A 16,827-nucleotide genomic window follows, 5' to 3' on the forward strand; every position below is an offset into this window, starting at 1 on the left:
GAGCTGCTGACTCTCACACCGATCCGCTGATTCCCACGACTACGCGCAGAGCGCACGATCCATGAGACTCGGTCATATGGCGACGACAGAGAACGGCGACCGCACGGACGAGGACCCGGCGGTCCGGCAGACAGGACCGGAGTCCCCACGGGAGGCCGGGGACCTCCCGACGAAGGAGGAGCGGGAGAGGGAGAGGGAGCAGAGGAAGAAGGAGGAGGCCCAGGCCGCCCTCCGTGCCCTGAAGCCCTGGCAGGGGAAGGCCACACGGCAGGACAAGGCCCTGATGGCCGCCTTCTTCGGGCTCCCCCTCTTCTTCATGGCCATGACGCCGTTCAAGCCCTTCCTGATCGCCCACCACCCGGTTCTGCTGGAGTTCGTCACCGGCAGCACCTCGGCGATCGGTGCGGCCGCGGCCTTCTCCCGGGTCGGTGACCTACCGATGTGGCTCGTCGTGGTGGCGGGCGTCTTCGGCAAGGTGAAGCTCGACTGGCTGTTCTGGTGGGTGGGCCGGCGCTGGGGCCGCGGCATCGTGAACCTCCTCGCCCCGGGCGAGAAGGCCCAGCGCTTCGCCGACGGGGCGCAGAGCATGAACCCCTGGATCATCAGGGTCGCCCTCCTCCTCAACTACGTGCCGGGCGTCCCCTCCGCCCTCGTCCACGTCATCGCGGGCTGGACCGGGATGCGCCTGGCGGCCTTCATGGCCCTGGACGTCGTCGGCGCCCTGCTCCTCACCGCGACCGTGGCGTCCGTCGGCTACGCGGCGGGGCAGACCGGGGTCGACATCGTCCTCATGGTCGACAAGTACGCCCTCTGGGTCTCCATCGGCATCATCCTGCTCATGGCCTTCGTCCCCGCGATCAAGAAGAACCGGGCCGCCAAGGCAGCGGCGCGGGGCTGACCGCGCTGGACCGGCACCATGGGAAACCGGGGCCGGGAACGGGGACGCCCCCCGACCGCGCCGCCCGCCCGACCGGGTGTGACCTGCGGCGACCGGGCGGCATCGCGGAAAGTGAGTGCGGGAAAGCGCCTGGTCACCCACGTGCGGCGGGCACACGACTAGGCTGGCGTTCGGCAATCCGACAACCCGGGCAAGCCGACTGCGCTGGGTGCGTCACAAACACACTCAAGGAGATCCCGTCATGGGACAGCGACACTTCGATCTGGTGGTTCTCGGCGCGGGGCCCGGTGGCTACGTCGCCGCCGTCCGCGCGGCACAGCTCGGCCTGGAGACCGCCGTCATCGAGGAGAAGTACTGGGGCGGGGTCTGCCTCAACGTGGGCTGCATCCCCTCCAAGGCCCTGCTGCGCAACGCCGAACTCGCCCACCTGTTCCACAACGACGCCGACCTCTTCGGCATCAGGGTCGACGGCAAGGTCGAGTTCGACTTCGGCAAGGCCCACAGCCGCAGCCGTGAGGTGGCCGACGGACGCGTCAAGGGCGTCCACTACCTCATGAAGAAGAACAAGATCACCGAGATCGACGGGCGCGGCACCTTCACCGACGACCACACGATCCAGGTCGACGGCAAGGACGGCGCCGAGACCGTCACCTTCGACCACGCGGTGATCGCGGCGGGTTCCTCCACCAAGCTGCTGCCCGGCACCGAGCTGTCCGAGCGGGTCGTCACCTACGAGGAGCAGATCCTCACCGACACCCTTCCCGAAAGCATCGTCGTCGCCGGCGCGGGCGCCATCGGCGTGGAGTTCGCCTACGTCCTGGCCAACTACGGCGTGGACGTCACCATCGTCGAGTTCCTCGACCGCATCGTGCCCACGGAGGACGAGGAGGTCTCCAAGGAGCTGGCCCGGGCCTACAAGAAGCTCGGCGTCAAGCTCATGACCTCCACCCGCGTGGAGTCGGTCGAGGACACCGGCCAGGGCGTCCGGGTCACCGTCAGCAGCGACGGCAAGGAGCAGACCCTGGAGGCCGACAAGCTCCTCCAGGCCATCGGCTTCGCTCCCAACGTGGAGGGCTACGGCCTGGAGAAGACCGGCGTGGAGCTGACCGAGCGGGGCGCCATCGCCATCGACTCCCGGGGCCGCACCAACGTCCCGCACATCTTCGCGATCGGCGACGTCACCGCCAAGCTCATGCTGGCCCACACCGCCGAGGCCATGGGCATCGTCGCCTCCGAGACCATCGCGGACGCGGAGACGCAGGAGATCGACTACAGGTTCATCCCGCGCGCCACCTACTGCCAGCCGCAGATCGCCAGTTTCGGCTACACCGAGAAGGAGGCGCGGGAGGCCGGTTTCGACGTCCAGGTCGCCAAGTTCCCGTTCATGGCCAACGGCAAGGCGCACGGCCTCGGGGACACGCGCGGTTTCGTCAAGATCCTCTCCGACGGCAAGTACGGGGAGTTCCTGGGCGCCCACCTGATCGGCCCGGACGTCACCGAGCTGCTGCCCGAGCTGACCCTGGCCCAGCAGTGGGACCTGACCGTGCACGAGGTCGCGCGCAACATCCACGCCCACCCGACGCTCAGCGAGGCGGTCAAGGAGGCCGTGCACGGCCTCGCCGGTCACATGATCAACATGTGAGGGCCGGGATCCCGGGAAGCGCCGCCCGCGCGATGGGGACACCGGGAACTTGCTAGGTTTCCTGTGTCCCCCGCCGGGGTCCCTCCCGTCGCCCGGCACTCCCCCGACCCGAAAGCCACCCATGCGACTGATCCCGTCCACCCCCCTGTCGTGCCTGGGCACGGCCGCCGCCGTCATCGTCGTCGGCGGAGTCGTCCTCGTCGGCTTCGACGTGGTCGACATCGACGAGTCCGACATGGACCTCAGCCTCTCCTGGGGAGACGGCTTCTCCTGGGGAGACGGCTTCTCCTGGGGAGGCGGCGAGGAGTCCCCGGGCGAGGAGCCCTCCGCCGGTGCGAGCCCCGAGGAGGAGGCGGAGGAGGAGCAGACCGCGGCGGGCTACGGCCTGCCCGAGTCGTGCGCGGACGCCGGTGCCGCCGAGGTCGTCGGCGACCTGGCGCCGGGAACCGTCCTCACCGAGGAGGTCGGCGAGGTGGAGGGGATCGACGGCGCCGAGCAGGTGGTGTGCTCGTTCAGCGACGGAGGCACCGGGCCCGACACCCCCTCGTTCACCCTCGTGTTCACCCTGAACGCCGACCCGAGCGTCAACCCGGACGTGGTGCGGGTGCCCGGCGAGCAGAAGGAGATGGGCTGGGAGGTGGACATCGACGTGGACGTGGACAACTACCACACCGACAAGGCCGACTCCCTGGGCGGCGAACTGGAGTACGTGGGCACGGTGGACGGCTCCAGCCGCCACCTGTACCTGTCGCTGCCCGGAGAGCTGTACGTCACGGCGATCGCCCAGTCCGAAGAGGTGCCGCGCGAGGACCTGGAGCGGGTGGTCATGCTGGCCGCCGAGCAGATCCGCGGCTGAGGAGCCTCCCGCGGACGGCGGGTCCTCCACGGACGGCGGAGGGGGCCACCGGGCGGTGGCCCCCTCACTTGCCGGATGAGTGCTTGGTCAACCCCTGGGGGTGTCGTTCGGGCGCCGGCGGGGTTCTGGAGGATGCGTGAGCGGGACGACAGGTACTGCGGCCGGAGGCCGTCGTTCGAGGGCGGTGGCGGGCGCCGGCGCGGGCCGAACCCTCACACCGGAGGATCCGAGGGTTCCCGCCCACAGGGCGCCTGGACAAGGAGGGCTCCGCGCCGCAGGCGTCCGTTGAGGGTGACGGGCGTGCGGAGCGGAGCCCCAGAGCAAGCGCTGCCTAGTACTCCACCGGGATCTCCTCGAACTCGCCGAACGGACCGGCCCTCAGCGTCAGCGCCTCGACGTCCACCGGCGGCGCGGGGAACACCGCGACCAGGTTGTAGGTGTTGCCGGGCTGGAGCATGTGCACCTCGTCGGCGAAGCTGCTCTGGCGTCCCTCGCCGAAGTCCATCCGCGCCACGTACCGCACGAGGCCGCTCTCCGGCTCCAGGAGCTGGAAGCCGCCGAGCGTGCCCTTGCTGAACTGCTCCGGGGCACCGGCCTGGACGGCCTCCTGGCCGCCCAGTCCGGGGATGGTCGGCTCGTCGGTGGTGTTGGTCAGCGACACGGTCCCGATGACGTACGCGCCGTCGCGGCGCAGCGGGTAGACCTCCAGGCGCACCCCCTCCAGCTCGCCCTCGGCCACCACGGACCCCGGGTCGTCGCTGTAGGGCGCGGGCCAGGTGGCGCTGCGCTGGGCGGCGCCCAGGCCGTCGTCGTCGTACTCCTCCTCCTCGGTGGCCTCCGTGGTGGTGTCGAAGACGTAGGAGAACTCCACACGCCGGTTGCGGGCCCGGGCCGCGTCGTCGTCGGGGCCGCCCTCGCGGGCGATCGGCTCGTCCTCGCCGCGGCCCTCCACCTCCAGGGTGTAGTCGGTGCCGAGCTCCTCGGCGAGCAGGTCGCGCACGGTCTCGGCGCGCTTCACCGACAGGTTGTCGTTGTAGGCCTCCTCGCCGACGCCGTCGGTGTGGCCGATGACGGTGATGACGGGCTCGTCGGGGTCGACGTTGTCGGCCAGGGTGGTGGCCGCGCGGCGTACCACGTCCTCGGCCTCGGCGGTCAGGTCCGAGCGGTCGAACTCGAACATGACGTCGGAGTGCAGGGAGATGATCTCGCGGTCGCCGTCACGGGTGGTGGAGGCGATCTCGGAGTCGACGAAGCTCTGCACCCAGCCCTCGTCGGCCACGGCCTCCTCGTCGGGGCGGCGATTGGCGAAGGTGAGGTTCTCGCCGCTCGGCGGGGGGTCGTCCGGGGTGAGGTGGTCGGCGCCGTTGGGGTCATCCGGAGCCGGACGCTCCTCCTCCACGTCTTGGACGGGGATGCCCGTCATGGCGCCGAGGCCGCTGCCGACGAAGGTGACCTGCGCGACCTCGTCGGGAAGGCGCGGGAAGTAGCGCACGTACTCGTTGGTGACCCCGTCGTGGACCGGGTACAGGCCGTCCTGGTTGGGGCTCTCCGAGCCGTACTTGAGGCCCTCCTCGTCCAGGAACTGCCGGTAGACCCGGCCGGTGAGCGGGTCCACGAGGGTGTGGGCCATGCTCAGGTTCCGGTTGGGTCCGGAGAACTCGCCGGGATAGGTGATCTCGTAGTACATGACGGTGTACTCGTCGGTGCGCTCCAGGCCGGTGACGGCGAAGCGCATCTCGGTGTCCTGGCCGGTGTCCTGGAAGATGCGGCCCTCGCGTACGTAGGGGAACTCCTCCTTGACCTCGGGCGGTCCCGAGGCGTCTCCGAACGTCTCCGACCACCAGTCGGACACGTCCGCGGTGACCGTGCAGCCGCTGAGTAGGAGGCTGCCCGAAACCATCAGCGCGACCACGGTGAGGGGCGTCTTCCGCGCCATGTGGGGGAACTCCGATCGTTGAGAAGACGTACGGGCAACATCCTCCTGCACTCACGGGGTCGAACCGACCGCCCCGTCCCCTGTTGGCTGGATACGGCACCCTTCGGGAGGCCGTGTCCCGGCATGGGAGGAGGATCCGCACCCGAAGGTCCGGCCGACCCACCGCCTCCACACGGTTCGCGCCCCTCTCGTGGCCGCACGGAAAAGAATTCCTCCAAGAGACCCATCCGCTCCCGCACCGGTCCCGAATAACCGACGTGACCACCGAGACACGCGGGAACACCCCGCCACGCGACAGGCGACGGGTCGTCGTCGGATCAGTCGTGGGGCTGCTCACCGTGGCCGCCTCACTGGGCGCCGCGGAGCTGGCCGCAGGACTCCTCCGCACCGCTTCACCGGTGGTCGCCGTCGGCGACACGGTCGTCGACGCCTCACCGCCGGCCCTCGTGGAGGCGGCGATCGATCTGCTGGGCAGAGCCGACAAGGTCGTGCTCGTCTCCGGAATCGTCGCCGTCCTCCTGGGTGCGGGGACCGTACTCGGCGTGGCGGCGCTGCGACGTCCGATCGCCGGGTACGCGGGGCTGGCGGTGTTCGCGGCGGTCGGGCTGGCCGCCGTGCTTCCGCACCGCTCCGACGACCCGGGAACCCCGGTGCCCGTGGTCGTCGGAGCGGTGGCGGGGGCCCTGGCTCTGGCGCTCCTGCTGTGGAGTGCCCGTAGGACCTTCCAGCCGGGGAGGATGGGGGACCCGCGGACACCGGCGGACGCTGAGAAGGACGCCCCTCTCGCGACCGGACCGGACCGGGGCCCGGGCAGGCGCGGCTTCGTGCTCACCGCCGCAGGAGTCCTGGCCGTGTCCGGATCCGCCGGTGCCCTCGGGCGCGTGCTGCCGTCACTGGGCGGCGCGGGCTCCCGGTCCTCCCTCGCGCTGCCTCCAGCGGCCGACCCCCTGCCCCCGCTGCCCGCGGCGACCGACCTCGGGATTCCCGGACTGCCCCCCTTCACCACGCCCAACCGGGAGTTCTACCGGATCGACACCGCCCTCACCGTTCCACGGCTGGACTCCACCAGGTGGACGTTGAGGGTGCACGGGATGGTGGACCGCCCGTTCGAGATCGACATGGACGAGCTGCTCGCCATGGAGTTGGTGGAGGCCGACATCACCATGACCTGCGTGTCCAACCAGGTGGGCGGTGATCTGGTGGGCAACACCCGCTGGCTGGGCTTTCCGCTGGCCGCACTGCTGCGGCGCGCGGGTGTGCGGTCCGGTGCCGACCAGGTCCTCAGCACCTCCGACGACGGCTGGACCTGCGGGACACCGACCGAGGTCGTCATGGACGGGCGCGACGCGCTCCTGGCCGTCGGCATGGGCGGCGAGCCCCTCCCCCACGCACACGGTTACCCGGCGCGCATGGTCGTCCCCGGCCTCTACGGGTTCGTCAGTGCCACCAAGTGGGTCACCGACATCAAGCTCACCCGTTTCGAGGACGAGCAGCCCTACTGGGCACAGCGCGGCTGGGCGGTGCGCGCTCCCGTCAAGACCATGTCCCGCGTGGACGTACCCGCTCCCCTCGGCAGGGTCGGCTCCGGCGACGTCGTCCTGGCGGGGGTGGCCTGGGCGCAACGCCGGGGGATCGACGCCGTCGAGGTGCGCGTGGACGAGGGCGAGTGGCGGCTCGCCGAGCTGGCCGCGGTGCCCGGGATCGACACCTGGGTGCAGTGGGTGGCCGAGACCGCCGTCGAACCGGGCCGGCACTCGGTCGAGGTCCGGGCCACCGACGCCACCGGATTCGCCCAGCCCTCGGAGCGGGTCGAACCGATCCCCGACGGCGCGACCGGCCGGCACAAGGTCCAGTTCATCGCCGAGTAGGGACGAGGCCCCCGGTAAAGCCCTCACCCGCGAAAGCGCGGTGACACAAGTTAAACGAAGTTATTCAAGTTGAAGGAGAAAGACATGATCCGCAAGACCACCCTCACCGCCACAGCCGCCGCGGCCGCGCTCGCCTTCGGACTCACCGCCTGTGGCGGCGGTGCGGGAGACAGCGCCGAGAACACGGAGGAGACGCCCACCACCGGTGAGAGCGAGAGCGGCGCGAACACGGACGGCGGCGAGGCCACGACCGAGACCGCGGGCGAGAACTTCGGCTCCGGCTGCGCCGAGGTGCCCGCCGACGGCGAGGGCAGCTTCCAGGGCATGGCGGACGACCCGGTCGCCACCGCGGCGTCCAACAACCCGGTGCTGTCCACCCTCGTGACGGCCGTACAGGAGGCCGACCTGGTCGATACCCTCAACTCGGCCGAGGACGTCACCGTCTTCGCGCCGGCCGACCCCGCCTTCGCGGAGATCCCCGAAGAGGACCTCAACGCCCTCCTGGCCGACCAGGAGCAACTGACCGAGGTGCTGACCTACCACGTGGTGGAGGGGCGCCAGACCCCGTCCGACCTGGAGAACGGCACGTTCACCTCGCTCCAGGGCGGGGAGGTCACCACCGAGGGCTCCGGCGAGGAGTTCACGGTCAACGGCGAGGCGGGCGTCATCTGCGGCAACGTGCAGACGGCCAACGCCACCGTCTACATCATCGACGGTGTGCTGATGCCCTCCTAGGAGCGCCCGAGGGCGGTTCGACCCCCGGGCGGCCCGAGCGCTGACGCCGGGCCGTCCGGGACCACCGTCCCGCCGTCCGTGCGCGCGGGACCTCACGGGACGCACAAGGCAGTGCGGGAACACCAGGAAGAGGAGCGGGATGGACGAGCAAGCCGCGATACCCCGTGGTCCCCGCGGGGTCGGGGCGCAACCGCCGACGCCGCCCGCCCAGCGGCTCACCGGCCTGCTCCGCCTGGTGGCGCGCGGGGACGAGAACGCGTTCGCGGAGGTCTACGACCTGACCAGTCCGTCGGTGTACGGGCTGGTCCGGCGCGTGCTGCGCGACCCCGCCCAGTCCGAGGAGGTCGCGCAGGAGGTGATGGTGGAGGTGTGGCGCACCGCCTGCCGCTACGACGAGAGGCGGGGCAGCCCCCAGGCGTGGGTGATGACGCTCGCGCACCGCAGGGCGGTGGACCGGGTGCGCTCCGAACAGGCGGCCACCGACCGTGAGGCGCGAGCGGCGGCCTCGGACACCCGGCGTCCCTACGACGAGGTGGCCGAGGAGGCCACCGACCGGCTGGAGGCGCAACGGGTGCGCCGCTGCCTCGACACCCTGACGGAACTCCAGTGCCAGTCCGTACGCCTGGCCTACTACGGCGGATACACCTATCGTGAGGTGGCCCGCCTGCTTTCCACGCCGTTGGGCACCGTGAAGACGCGGATGCGCGACGGTCTGATCCGTCTGCGCGACTGCCTGGGGGTGGAGTGGTGAGGAGGAGACTGAACCAGGACCCGCACATCCTCTCGGGGGCCTACGCCCTCGGCGCCCTGCCACCGGGCGAGAGCGTGCGCTTCGAGGACCACCTGGCCGACTGCGACTCCTGCGTACAGGAGATCCGCGGCTTCAACGAGACCGCCGCCCTGCTGGGCTCCGCCGCGGCGACCACGCCCCCGTCGGACCTGCGCGGGCGTGTGCTGGAGGAGGTGGCGCGGACCCGGCAGCTCGCCCCCGCGCCCGAACGCCTGCCCGCTGCGCGCGAAAGCCTCTGGACCCGGGGCCTGGGCCTGGTGCTGGCCGCCTGCCTGGCCGTCGTGGTCGCCCTGGGCGTGGTCGTCCTGGACCAGGTCCGCCAGGTGCGAGAGCTGCGGGAGAACGAACGGCAGATCGCGGCCGTGCTCTCCGCGCCCGACGCCGACCACGTCTCGGCCGAGCCCGTGGAGGGCGTGTCCGTGACCGTCGTGCACTCCGAGCGCGCCGGACGACTGGTGTTCAGCGCACACGGCCTGGAGCAACTGGAGGGCGAGGACTACCAGCTCTGGCTGACCCGCGACGACGGCAGCGTGTACTCGGCCGGGGTGCTCGCCGTGGACGAGTCCGGTCTCGTACTCCCGGTGCTGGCCGATCCCGAGGACGAGGCGACCGAGGGCGTGGCCGTCACCGTCGAGCCCGAGGGCGGTTCCGAACAGCCCACCTCCGATCCGCTCGTGGCGGTGCCCTTCGAGAGCTGACCGCTCCGGCGTCCGCGGCGGCCGACCCGCGTCGCGGACGCCGGGCCCGGGAGGATCCCCGGTCAGGACACGGACACGTCCTCCGGCCGGGGAAGGTCCCGCATGACCGGCGAGAGGCTGAACAGGGCGGCGAGCGCCGACACCAGGGCCATCGTCAGGAAGACCCAGGTGGGTCCGGCCAGGTCGAAGATCACCCCGATCCCGAGGATGCCGATCGGCTGCGAGACCAGCGCCATGAACGTGACCGCGCCCAGCACGCGTCCCTGGTAGCCGTCAGTGACCGACGCGGCGACGTAGCCGTGGAACACGGCGTTCACGCACGGCACGATGGCGAACACGCAGCCCATCAGCACACCGAGTGTCATCACGTTGGGCGCGGCCAGCAGCGCCAGCGCGCACACGGGGGCGGACCACGCGGCGGCGAGGAAGGTGGCCGACGGGCGTACCCACCTGACGACCACCCCGGCGAACAGGGCTCCGACCAGGCCGCCGGTCCCGGCCAGGGAGACGGTCAGCCCGATCTGGAAGTTGCTGGCGCCCTGGCTCTCGGCGGTCGCGATGAGGGCCAGTGAGGCGCCCGTCTGAGTAAAGGTGAGATTGAATCCGACGATCCACAGGATCATCGGGCGCAGGATCGGGTTCCTGGCCAGCACGGTGAACCCGCTGACCATGTCGCGCAGGGTCCACCGGTCCGGCGGCTCGCACTCGCGGCTCTGCATGGGGCGGCGGATGAACAGCACCAGCACCGCGGACGCCAGGTAGCTGAAGGCCTCGGCCGCGAAGGGGAAGGCCCGGCCCAGGCTGAAGAGGGTCCCGGTGACGGGCGCGCCGAGGGCCGTGGTGGTGAAGAAGCGGATCTGGTTCTGCGCGGAGGCCTCGGCCACCTGCGGGGCGGGGACCAGTTGTTTGATGGAGGCCATCGCGACGGGGTTGGAGACGCCCATCATCGCCGCGGAGCCGACCGCGACGGCCACGATGAGGGGGAACGTGACGTTCTCGGTGACCAGGAGGGCGACGAAGAGGGACAGCAGCGTGAGGCGTCCGAGGTCGCAGCACAGCAGGACGGTTCTGCGGTCGACCCGGTCGGCGAGCGATCCGCCGATGACGGCGGTGACCATGGCGACGGTGACCTGGGACGCGCCGATGATCCCCGCCTGCGTGGCCGACCCCGCGAGGAGGAGGGCGAGGAGGGGGTAGGCGACCTCACCGCTCTCCTTGCCGAGCCCTGCGAGGAACCGGCTGGTCCAGAGGAGTTGGAAGTCGCGGTTGCGGATGAGGGGAACGAACTGCTCCGCACTGTCGACCGGGGGCTCCTGGGAGGGCCGTGATGGGCTGGACTGCTGTGCCGTCTGTGCCGTCGTCACGACCGGCTGACCCGTCCGAATACCCGGACGGGTGGCCTGTCGAGGGGTCATGTCGTCATTATGCGCTTCTTGCCCGTATTGGCGAGGCTTTGATGGTTCTGTGCTCCGCACGGCGGAGATCGACTGGAAAATCCGCTCCGGACGTGGTGTAGACGGCTGCTCTTCCCAGGGGTGGGAACGGGCGGGCCGTCGCCGCCCACGGGAATTCACAGGCACTCTGAGCAGGCACGACGGTGCGAAAGAGCCTGTGCTGGCCGCATGTGGAAGGCCGGACGCCACGGTCCTGCCGAGACCGGTGGGAGCGATGGTGCCCGCGAGAAGGGAAGGCGACTGCCAGGAACGACGGCGGAGGAGGTCCGGGAGGCCGGCTCCGCACACCTGGCGGGGATGGCCGGGTCCGGCCACGAGGCCCGCCGGAGGGCTCCCCGCCTCCTCCGGTGCCGGGAGGGACCCCGGCGACCGCTGCCTGGAGCCCGACCCGGCCGGTCCCGGCGGTCGCCGCGCTAGGCGGGACGGCGGCCAGCGGCGGCGGCCTCGATGCTCCACGGAACGCGCTCGATGTAGGCCACGACGAACGCGACCGCCAGCGAACCGCCGGCCACCAGGAGGTAGGAGGCGGTCCAGGTCCCTGTCAGCTCGCTGAGCAGGCCGAACAGCAGTGGGCCGCCGAGGGCGAAACCGCTGCCCACGCCCTGCACGAACCCGGACAGGTCCGCGGCGCCCCGCGAGGTGGTGCTGCGCGCGTTGATCATCGTCATGGTCACCACGAACAGGCTGGTGCCCAGCCCCAGGAAGACCACCCACAGCGGCGTCAACTGGGGAGCCAGGGCGATGCCCGCGTAGCCGACCGCGTACCCGGTCAGGCCGGTCGCCATGATCGGGAAGGTGTTCGAGGACCGCAGCGTGAGCGTGGGCGCGACCAGGCCGAACAGCAGGCTGGTGCCGACCATCAGGGAGACCATGCTCCCGGCCATGGCGGGGCTGTGTCCGGCGTCGGTGATCAGGGTGGGCAGCCAGGTGAACAGGGTGAAGACGTTCCAGGTGACCATGCCGAAGAGCAGGGCCGTCCGCCAGGCCATGCCGACCCGCCAGATCGGGCGGGCCAGGGCGGGGCCGCCGTTCGGGAGGGCGGCGGCCGCCGGGTGCGGACGGCCGCGCTGGAGCGCCCACAGCAGGGAGGCGGCCAGTGCGATCACCGACCAGCAGCCCAGGGCGAAGCGCCACCCCGCCACCTGGGCGAGGGGCACCGCGACCAGCGGCGGGAACAGGGCGCCCACGTGGATGGCCACCATCTGGACGGTGCTCAGGGAGGCCAGGCGGTCGGGGAAGTACTGCTTGATCAGCGGCGGGATCACCACGTTGCCGAGCGCCGCGCCGGTGAGGGCGACGCCGGTGAGCACCAGCAGGGTGCCGGTGTCCGGTGCGAAGGCGCGCAGGGCCTGGCCGACGCCGGCCAGCAGCATGCTGAGCACGGCGGTGGACTCGGCCCCCAGGCGGCGCATGATCGCGGGAGTGACCAGGCCGAAGACGGCGAAGGCGACCAGGGGCAGGGTGCCGAGGACGCCGACGACGGTGGCGGTGAACCCGAACTCCCCTCCGATCGTGGTCAGCAGGGGCGACAGGGAGGTGACCACCAGGCGCAGGTTCAGGGCCGCGCAGACGACGGCGGCCAAGGCCAGGGTGCGGCCTCTGAGGCGCGGGCGGACCGACGGTCGGTCGGTGGCGGCCGCGACAGGGGAAGGTCTCATGATCAGGACGTCCCTTGTGTTCTGCGGTGGTGCGTCATCGCACCTGAGCGGGGCCGAACGGCGGGGCGACACTGCCTGCCTCGGAAGGATCGCTTCCAGGCGAGCCAAATACGACCTTTTCTCTCAAATCCTATGCATATAGCGGACGAATAAACAACATTCCGTACTTAATACGGGTACAATGGCCGCATGCCTGATCTTGACGAACTTGATACGGCGATCCTGGCCGAACTCCAGTCAGACGCACGGAAAACCAACCGCGATGTGGCCGCCGCGGTCGGCGCCTCGCCCACGACGACCCTGGATCGGACCCGTGCGCTGCGGGAAAGGGGTGTGATTCGGGGCTCACTCCTGGACGTGGACCTGGAGAAGATCGGCCGTCCGGTCCAGGCGCTCATCACCGTGAGCGTGGTGAAGCCCTCACGCCACAACATCGAGGCCTTCCGCGACTGGGTGCGCTCGCTGCCCGACACCCTGTCGGTGTTCGTGACCTCGGGCAGCGAGGACTTCCTCGTCCACGTGGCCCTGCCCGACAACAACAGCCTGTACGCGTTCGTCATCGACAAGCTGACCGAGCGCCCCGAGGTCGCCGACGTGCGCGCGTCGATCGTCTACGAGCACCTGCACAACCACCGCATCGCCCCGGCCAACGGACGCACCCGCCGCCGGGCCTGAGCCCGCACGGCACACACCCGGGGCCGCCCGTGGCCCGCGGCCGGACCTGCCCGTATCGTGTCCGATGTGACACGAGTCTCAACCGACGCCGATTCCGAGTCCGCCGCCGTCCGCGCGGTCTGGCGGGACCTCGGGCTCCCGGGGCTCATCGACGTGCACACGCACTTCATGCCCGACAACGTGCTGAACAAGGTGTGGGACCACTTCGACGCCCTCGGCGGCCTGTGGCCGATCACCTACCGGGGGGACGGGGACGAGCGCCTGGCCCTCCTGCGCGGGTTCGGGGTCCGGCACTTCACCGCCCTCTCCTACCCCCACCGTCCCGGCATGGCCGCCTGGCTCAACGAGTGGGCGTGCGGTTTCGCCGACCGCAACCCCGACTGCCTGCGCAGCGCCACCTTCTACCCCGAGCCCGGGGCCCGCGACTACGTGGCCGCCGCGGTCGACGCGGGAACCCGCGTGTTCAAGGCCCACCTCCAGGTCGGCCGCTACGATCCGCGCGACCCCCTGCTCTCCGACGTGTGGGGCACCCTCGCCGACGCGGGCACCCCCGTGGTCGTCCACTGCGGTTCGGGCCCCGAGGCGGGCCCCTTCACGGGCCCGGGGCCCTTCACCGAGGTCATGCGCGAGCACCCCCGCCTCACCGCCGTCATCGCGCACGCCGGGGCGCCCGAGTACGGCGCGTTCCTGGACCTGGCCGAGCGCCACGAACGCGTCCACCTGGACACCACGATGGTGTTCACCGCCTTCACCGAACTCTGGGCGCCCTTCCCCGACGAGGAACTGCCCCGGCTCAAGGACGTCGCCGAACGCGTCCTGCTCGGCACGGACTTCCCGAACATCCCCTACCCCTACCTCGAACAGCTCCAGGCCCTGGCCGGCCTGGACTTGGGCGCGGACTGGCTGCGCGCCGTCCTGTACGGCAACGCCGCCCGGCTGTTCGGCCTCTGACACCGCCCCGACTCCGCCGACGCAGAAAGGCACCACGGCACCATGGACCTCGCCCTGACCCCACTGGAGTTCGCCCGCCGCACACGCAGGCTGCACCCGCAGCGCGAGGCGGTGGTCGACCGGGACCTGCGGCTGACCTACGAGGAGTTCTTCGACCGCTGCGACCGCTGGTCGTCGGTCCTACAGAGCATGGGGGTGGCCAAGGGCGACCGCGTCGCCTACATCGCCCCCAACACCCACGCCCAACTGGAGTCCTTCTACGCGGTGCCGCAACTGGGCGCGGTGCTGGTACCGGTCAACTTCCGGCTCTCGGCGGACGACTTCGTCTACATCGTCAACCACTCCGGGGCGAAGGTGCTGTGCGTGCACGCCGACCAGCTCGACACCGTGGACGGGGTCCGCGACCGGATGCCGGACGTGGAGCGGTTCGTCGCCCTGGAGGGCGCGCGCCCGGGATGGGAGGACTACGAGGCGCTCCTCGCGGAGGCCGGCCCGGACTTCACCCGGCCCGAGATCGCGGAGGGCGACCTGCTGACCATCAACTACACCAGCGGCACCACCGCGCGCCCCAAAGGTGTGATGATCACCCACCGCAACGCCTACATGAACTCGGTGGGCACCCTGCTCCACCTGAGGATCGGCATCGGCGAGCGGTACCTGTGGACGCTGCCGATGTTCCACGCCAACGGCTGGACCTACACGTGGACGGTGACCGCCGCGGCCGCCACCCACGTGTGCCTGCCCGCGATGGACCCGTCCACCGTGTACGAGCTGATCCGCACCGAGGACGTCACCTGGCTGTGCGCGGCGCCCACCGTGCTGATCATGCTGTCCAACGCCCCCGAGGAGGTGCGTGGCGAGGTTCCGTCCGGCGTGCACGTGGTCACTGCGGGGGCCTCGCCCGCCGCCGACACGATCGAACGCCTGGAGGATGGTTTCGGCTGGACCGTAACCCACGTCTACGGGCTGACCGAGACCACGCCGTTCATCACCGTGTGCGAACCGCGCGCCGAGCACGACGGCCTGCCCCCGCGTGAGCGCGCCGCCGTCAAGGCCCGCCAGGGGGTCGAGCTGATCACCTCCGGCGAGCTGCGCGTGGTGGACGCCGACGGCGCCGAGGTGCCCTGGGACGGAAGGACCGTCGGGGAGATCACCGTGCGCGGCAACGTGGTGATGAAGGGCTACTACAACGACTCCGAGGCCACGGAGAGGGCCATGGGCGACGGCTGGTTCCACACCGGCGACGCGGCGGTCACCCACCCGGACGGGTACGTCGAGATCCAGGACCGGATCAAGGACGTCATCATCTCCGGCGGCGAGAACATCTCCTCCGTCGAGGTGGAGGGGGTGCTGCTGCGGCACCCGGCCGTCCTGGAGGCGGCCATCGTGGGCGTTCCGCACGAGCGCTGGGGCGAGACCCCGAAGGCGTCCGTGGTCCTGCGCGAGGGGGCGGAGACCACGGAGGAGGAGCTCATCGCCTTCGCCCGGGAGAACCTGGCGCACTTCAAGGCGCCCACCCAGGTGGAGTTCGTGGACCAACTGCCGAAGACGGCCACCGGAAAGATCCAGAAGTTCGTGCTGCGCGGCGGCGCGTCCGCCGTGTCACGGCAGTAGCGTCGGTCCCAGCCGTGTTCCGGCGGTGACATCGGCCTCCGCCCCTCTTCCCCAGGGGCGGAGGCCCCTTCCCCCGGCGGCCGGGTCGCGAAGGCCCCGTCCCCCGCGGTGCTCAGTCCGCGAAGGCCCCTCCCCGACCTGTCCGGACCGCGCATGCCCGCCGGATCACTCCGGGGACGGCCGGAGCAGGACGAAACCGGCCCCGAAGGGATCGGAGCACACGGCGAGCCGTCCCACGCCCAGAGCGTCCTCCGGTCCCATGTACACCTGGCCGCCCTCCTCCCTCACCGTCTCCACGGAGGTGTCGCAGTCGGCGACCGCGAACACCGGATGCCACTCCGCCGACCCGTCGGTGTCGGTCAGGCGCGCGGGATCGACCGCCATGAGCCCGCCGTGCGCGCGCTCCTGGCTCTCCCCGGCCGGCGTGAGGATCGTGTACGTCCCGGACCCGTCCGGCAGGTCGAAGGCGGTGAGGCCCCACTTGAAGAGGTTGGTGTAGAACTCGCGCGACCCGTCCCCGTCGGGGGTCCACATCTCGACCCAGCACAGGCTGCCCGGGCGGTCCGTGACCTCCAGGCCCCGGATGTTGATGGCCTGCCAGACGCCGAAGTGGCCGCCCTGGGGATCGAAGAACTGTGCGGTGCGTCCGAAGTCCCACACGTCGAACGGCTCCACCAGAAGGGTTCCGCCGAGTCGTTCGACGGTGAGGACGACGTCCTCCACGTCGGTGGTGGCGAAGTGGACCGTCCACCCGGGGCGCTCGCTCTCGCCCAGGACCGGCCCCAGCCCTCCGGCCGCCGAGCCGTCCAGGCGCAGGATCATGTATCCGCCGCTGTCGGGGCCCGGGGAGACCGCCTCCCATCCGAACAGCCGGCGGTAGAAGGCCGCCGAGGCCTCGATGTCGGGTGAGGACACCTCGATCCAGCAGGGCGATCCGGGCAAGAAGTCGGTGGTGATCATCACTGTCCTCCTCCGTAGGTGCACACACCGTTACGGAGTCCTTCCCCTCCTGAGGGCCCTTCGGGGATCGGCGCGGCAAAGTCTCACACAAC

14 protein-coding genes are annotated in these 16,827 nt (G+C 70.8%); 10 read left to right on the plus strand and 4 right to left on the minus strand.

Annotated elements, in window-relative coordinates:
- Positions 1-76: 76 nt before the first annotated feature.
- The 3 genes from NOSIN_RS21175 to NOSIN_RS21185 all read left to right on the plus strand — a co-directional run bounded on the left by NOSIN_RS21175 (position 77) and on the right by NOSIN_RS21185 (position 3,396).
- A complete protein-coding gene (locus NOSIN_RS21175; RefSeq protein ID WP_077692429.1) occupies positions 77-898 on the plus strand; it encodes a DedA family protein in 822 nt (273 codons plus the stop codon).
- 241 nt (positions 899-1,139) lie between these two features.
- On the plus strand, positions 1,140-2,540 hold the full coding sequence (lpdA, locus tag NOSIN_RS21180) for a dihydrolipoyl dehydrogenase (protein ID WP_077692430.1): 1,401 nt from the start codon (positions 1,140-1,142) through the stop codon (positions 2,538-2,540).
- Between the two features lie 121 nt (positions 2,541-2,661).
- Complete coding sequence (locus tag NOSIN_RS21185) at positions 2,662-3,396, plus strand: hypothetical protein (protein WP_077692431.1); 735 nt, start codon at positions 2,662-2,664, stop codon at positions 3,394-3,396.
- Between the two features lie 331 nt (positions 3,397-3,727).
- Here the strand turns inward: NOSIN_RS21185 and NOSIN_RS21190 are convergent, their stop codons facing one another.
- Positions 3,728-5,332 carry an OmpA family protein gene (locus NOSIN_RS21190; protein WP_077692432.1) on the minus strand — a complete coding sequence of 535 codons (1,605 nt, stop codon included), beginning with the start codon at positions 5,330-5,332 and terminating at the stop codon, positions 3,728-3,730.
- 248 nt (positions 5,333-5,580) lie between these two features.
- On the opposite strand from NOSIN_RS21190, the gene NOSIN_RS21195 reads away from it, so the two are divergent.
- The 4 genes from NOSIN_RS21195 to NOSIN_RS21210 all read left to right on the plus strand — a co-directional run bounded on the left by NOSIN_RS21195 (position 5,581) and on the right by NOSIN_RS21210 (position 9,423).
- Positions 5,581-7,200 (plus strand): molybdopterin-dependent oxidoreductase, encoded by a 1,620-nt coding sequence (locus NOSIN_RS21195; protein WP_077693694.1) that lies wholly within the window; start codon positions 5,581-5,583, stop codon positions 7,198-7,200.
- An 84-nt stretch (positions 7,201-7,284) separates the two neighbouring features.
- Positions 7,285-7,935 (plus strand): fasciclin domain-containing protein, encoded by a 651-nt coding sequence (locus tag NOSIN_RS21200; protein WP_077692433.1) that lies wholly within the window; start codon positions 7,285-7,287, stop codon positions 7,933-7,935.
- A gap of 139 nt (positions 7,936-8,074) precedes the next feature.
- Positions 8,075-8,686, plus strand: a complete 612-nt coding sequence (locus tag NOSIN_RS21205; protein ID WP_077692434.1) for a sigma-70 family RNA polymerase sigma factor — start codon at positions 8,075-8,077, stop codon at positions 8,684-8,686.
- Positions 8,683-9,423: an anti-sigma factor gene (locus NOSIN_RS21210; RefSeq protein ID WP_077692435.1), complete on the plus strand. Its 741-nt coding sequence runs from the start codon at positions 8,683-8,685 to the stop codon at positions 9,421-9,423. Before NOSIN_RS21205 ends, NOSIN_RS21210 begins: the two co-directional genes overlap by 4 nt.
- A gap of 62 nt (positions 9,424-9,485) precedes the next feature.
- Here NOSIN_RS21210 and NOSIN_RS21215 read toward each other — a convergent pair whose 3' ends face one another.
- Both NOSIN_RS21215 and NOSIN_RS21220 read right to left on the minus strand, forming a co-directional pair.
- On the minus strand, positions 9,486-10,838 hold the full coding sequence (locus NOSIN_RS21215) for an MFS transporter (protein WP_077692436.1): 1,353 nt from the start codon (positions 10,836-10,838) through the stop codon (positions 9,486-9,488).
- Between the two features lie 452 nt (positions 10,839-11,290).
- Entirely contained in the window at positions 11,291-12,535 is a 1,245-nt protein-coding gene (locus tag NOSIN_RS21220; protein ID WP_077692437.1) for an MFS transporter, read from the minus strand.
- A 189-nt stretch (positions 12,536-12,724) separates the two neighbouring features.
- On the opposite strand from NOSIN_RS21220, the gene NOSIN_RS21225 reads away from it, so the two are divergent.
- The 3 genes from NOSIN_RS21225 (at position 12,725) to NOSIN_RS21235 (ending at position 15,775) form a co-directional block, all read left to right on the plus strand.
- On the plus strand, positions 12,725-13,210 hold the full coding sequence (locus NOSIN_RS21225) for an Lrp/AsnC family transcriptional regulator (protein ID WP_077692438.1): 486 nt from the start codon (positions 12,725-12,727) through the stop codon (positions 13,208-13,210).
- A gap of 66 nt (positions 13,211-13,276) precedes the next feature.
- A complete protein-coding gene (locus tag NOSIN_RS21230; protein ID WP_077692439.1) occupies positions 13,277-14,161 on the plus strand; it encodes an amidohydrolase family protein in 885 nt (294 codons plus the stop codon).
- A gap of 42 nt (positions 14,162-14,203) precedes the next feature.
- On the plus strand, positions 14,204-15,775 hold the full coding sequence (locus tag NOSIN_RS21235; protein ID WP_077692440.1) for a long-chain-fatty-acid--CoA ligase: 1,572 nt from the start codon (positions 14,204-14,206) through the stop codon (positions 15,773-15,775).
- Positions 15,776-15,940: 165 nt separating this feature from the next.
- Here the strand turns inward: NOSIN_RS21235 and NOSIN_RS21240 are convergent, their stop codons facing one another.
- On the minus strand, positions 15,941-16,735 hold the full coding sequence (locus tag NOSIN_RS21240) for a VOC family protein (protein ID WP_077692441.1): 795 nt from the start codon (positions 16,733-16,735) through the stop codon (positions 15,941-15,943).
- Positions 16,736-16,827: the final 92 nt, after the last annotated feature.

It is taken from the genome of Nocardiopsis sinuspersici (assembly GCF_001998325.1).
GTDB lineage: Bacteria > Actinomycetota > Actinomycetes > Streptosporangiales > Streptosporangiaceae > Nocardiopsis > Nocardiopsis sinuspersici.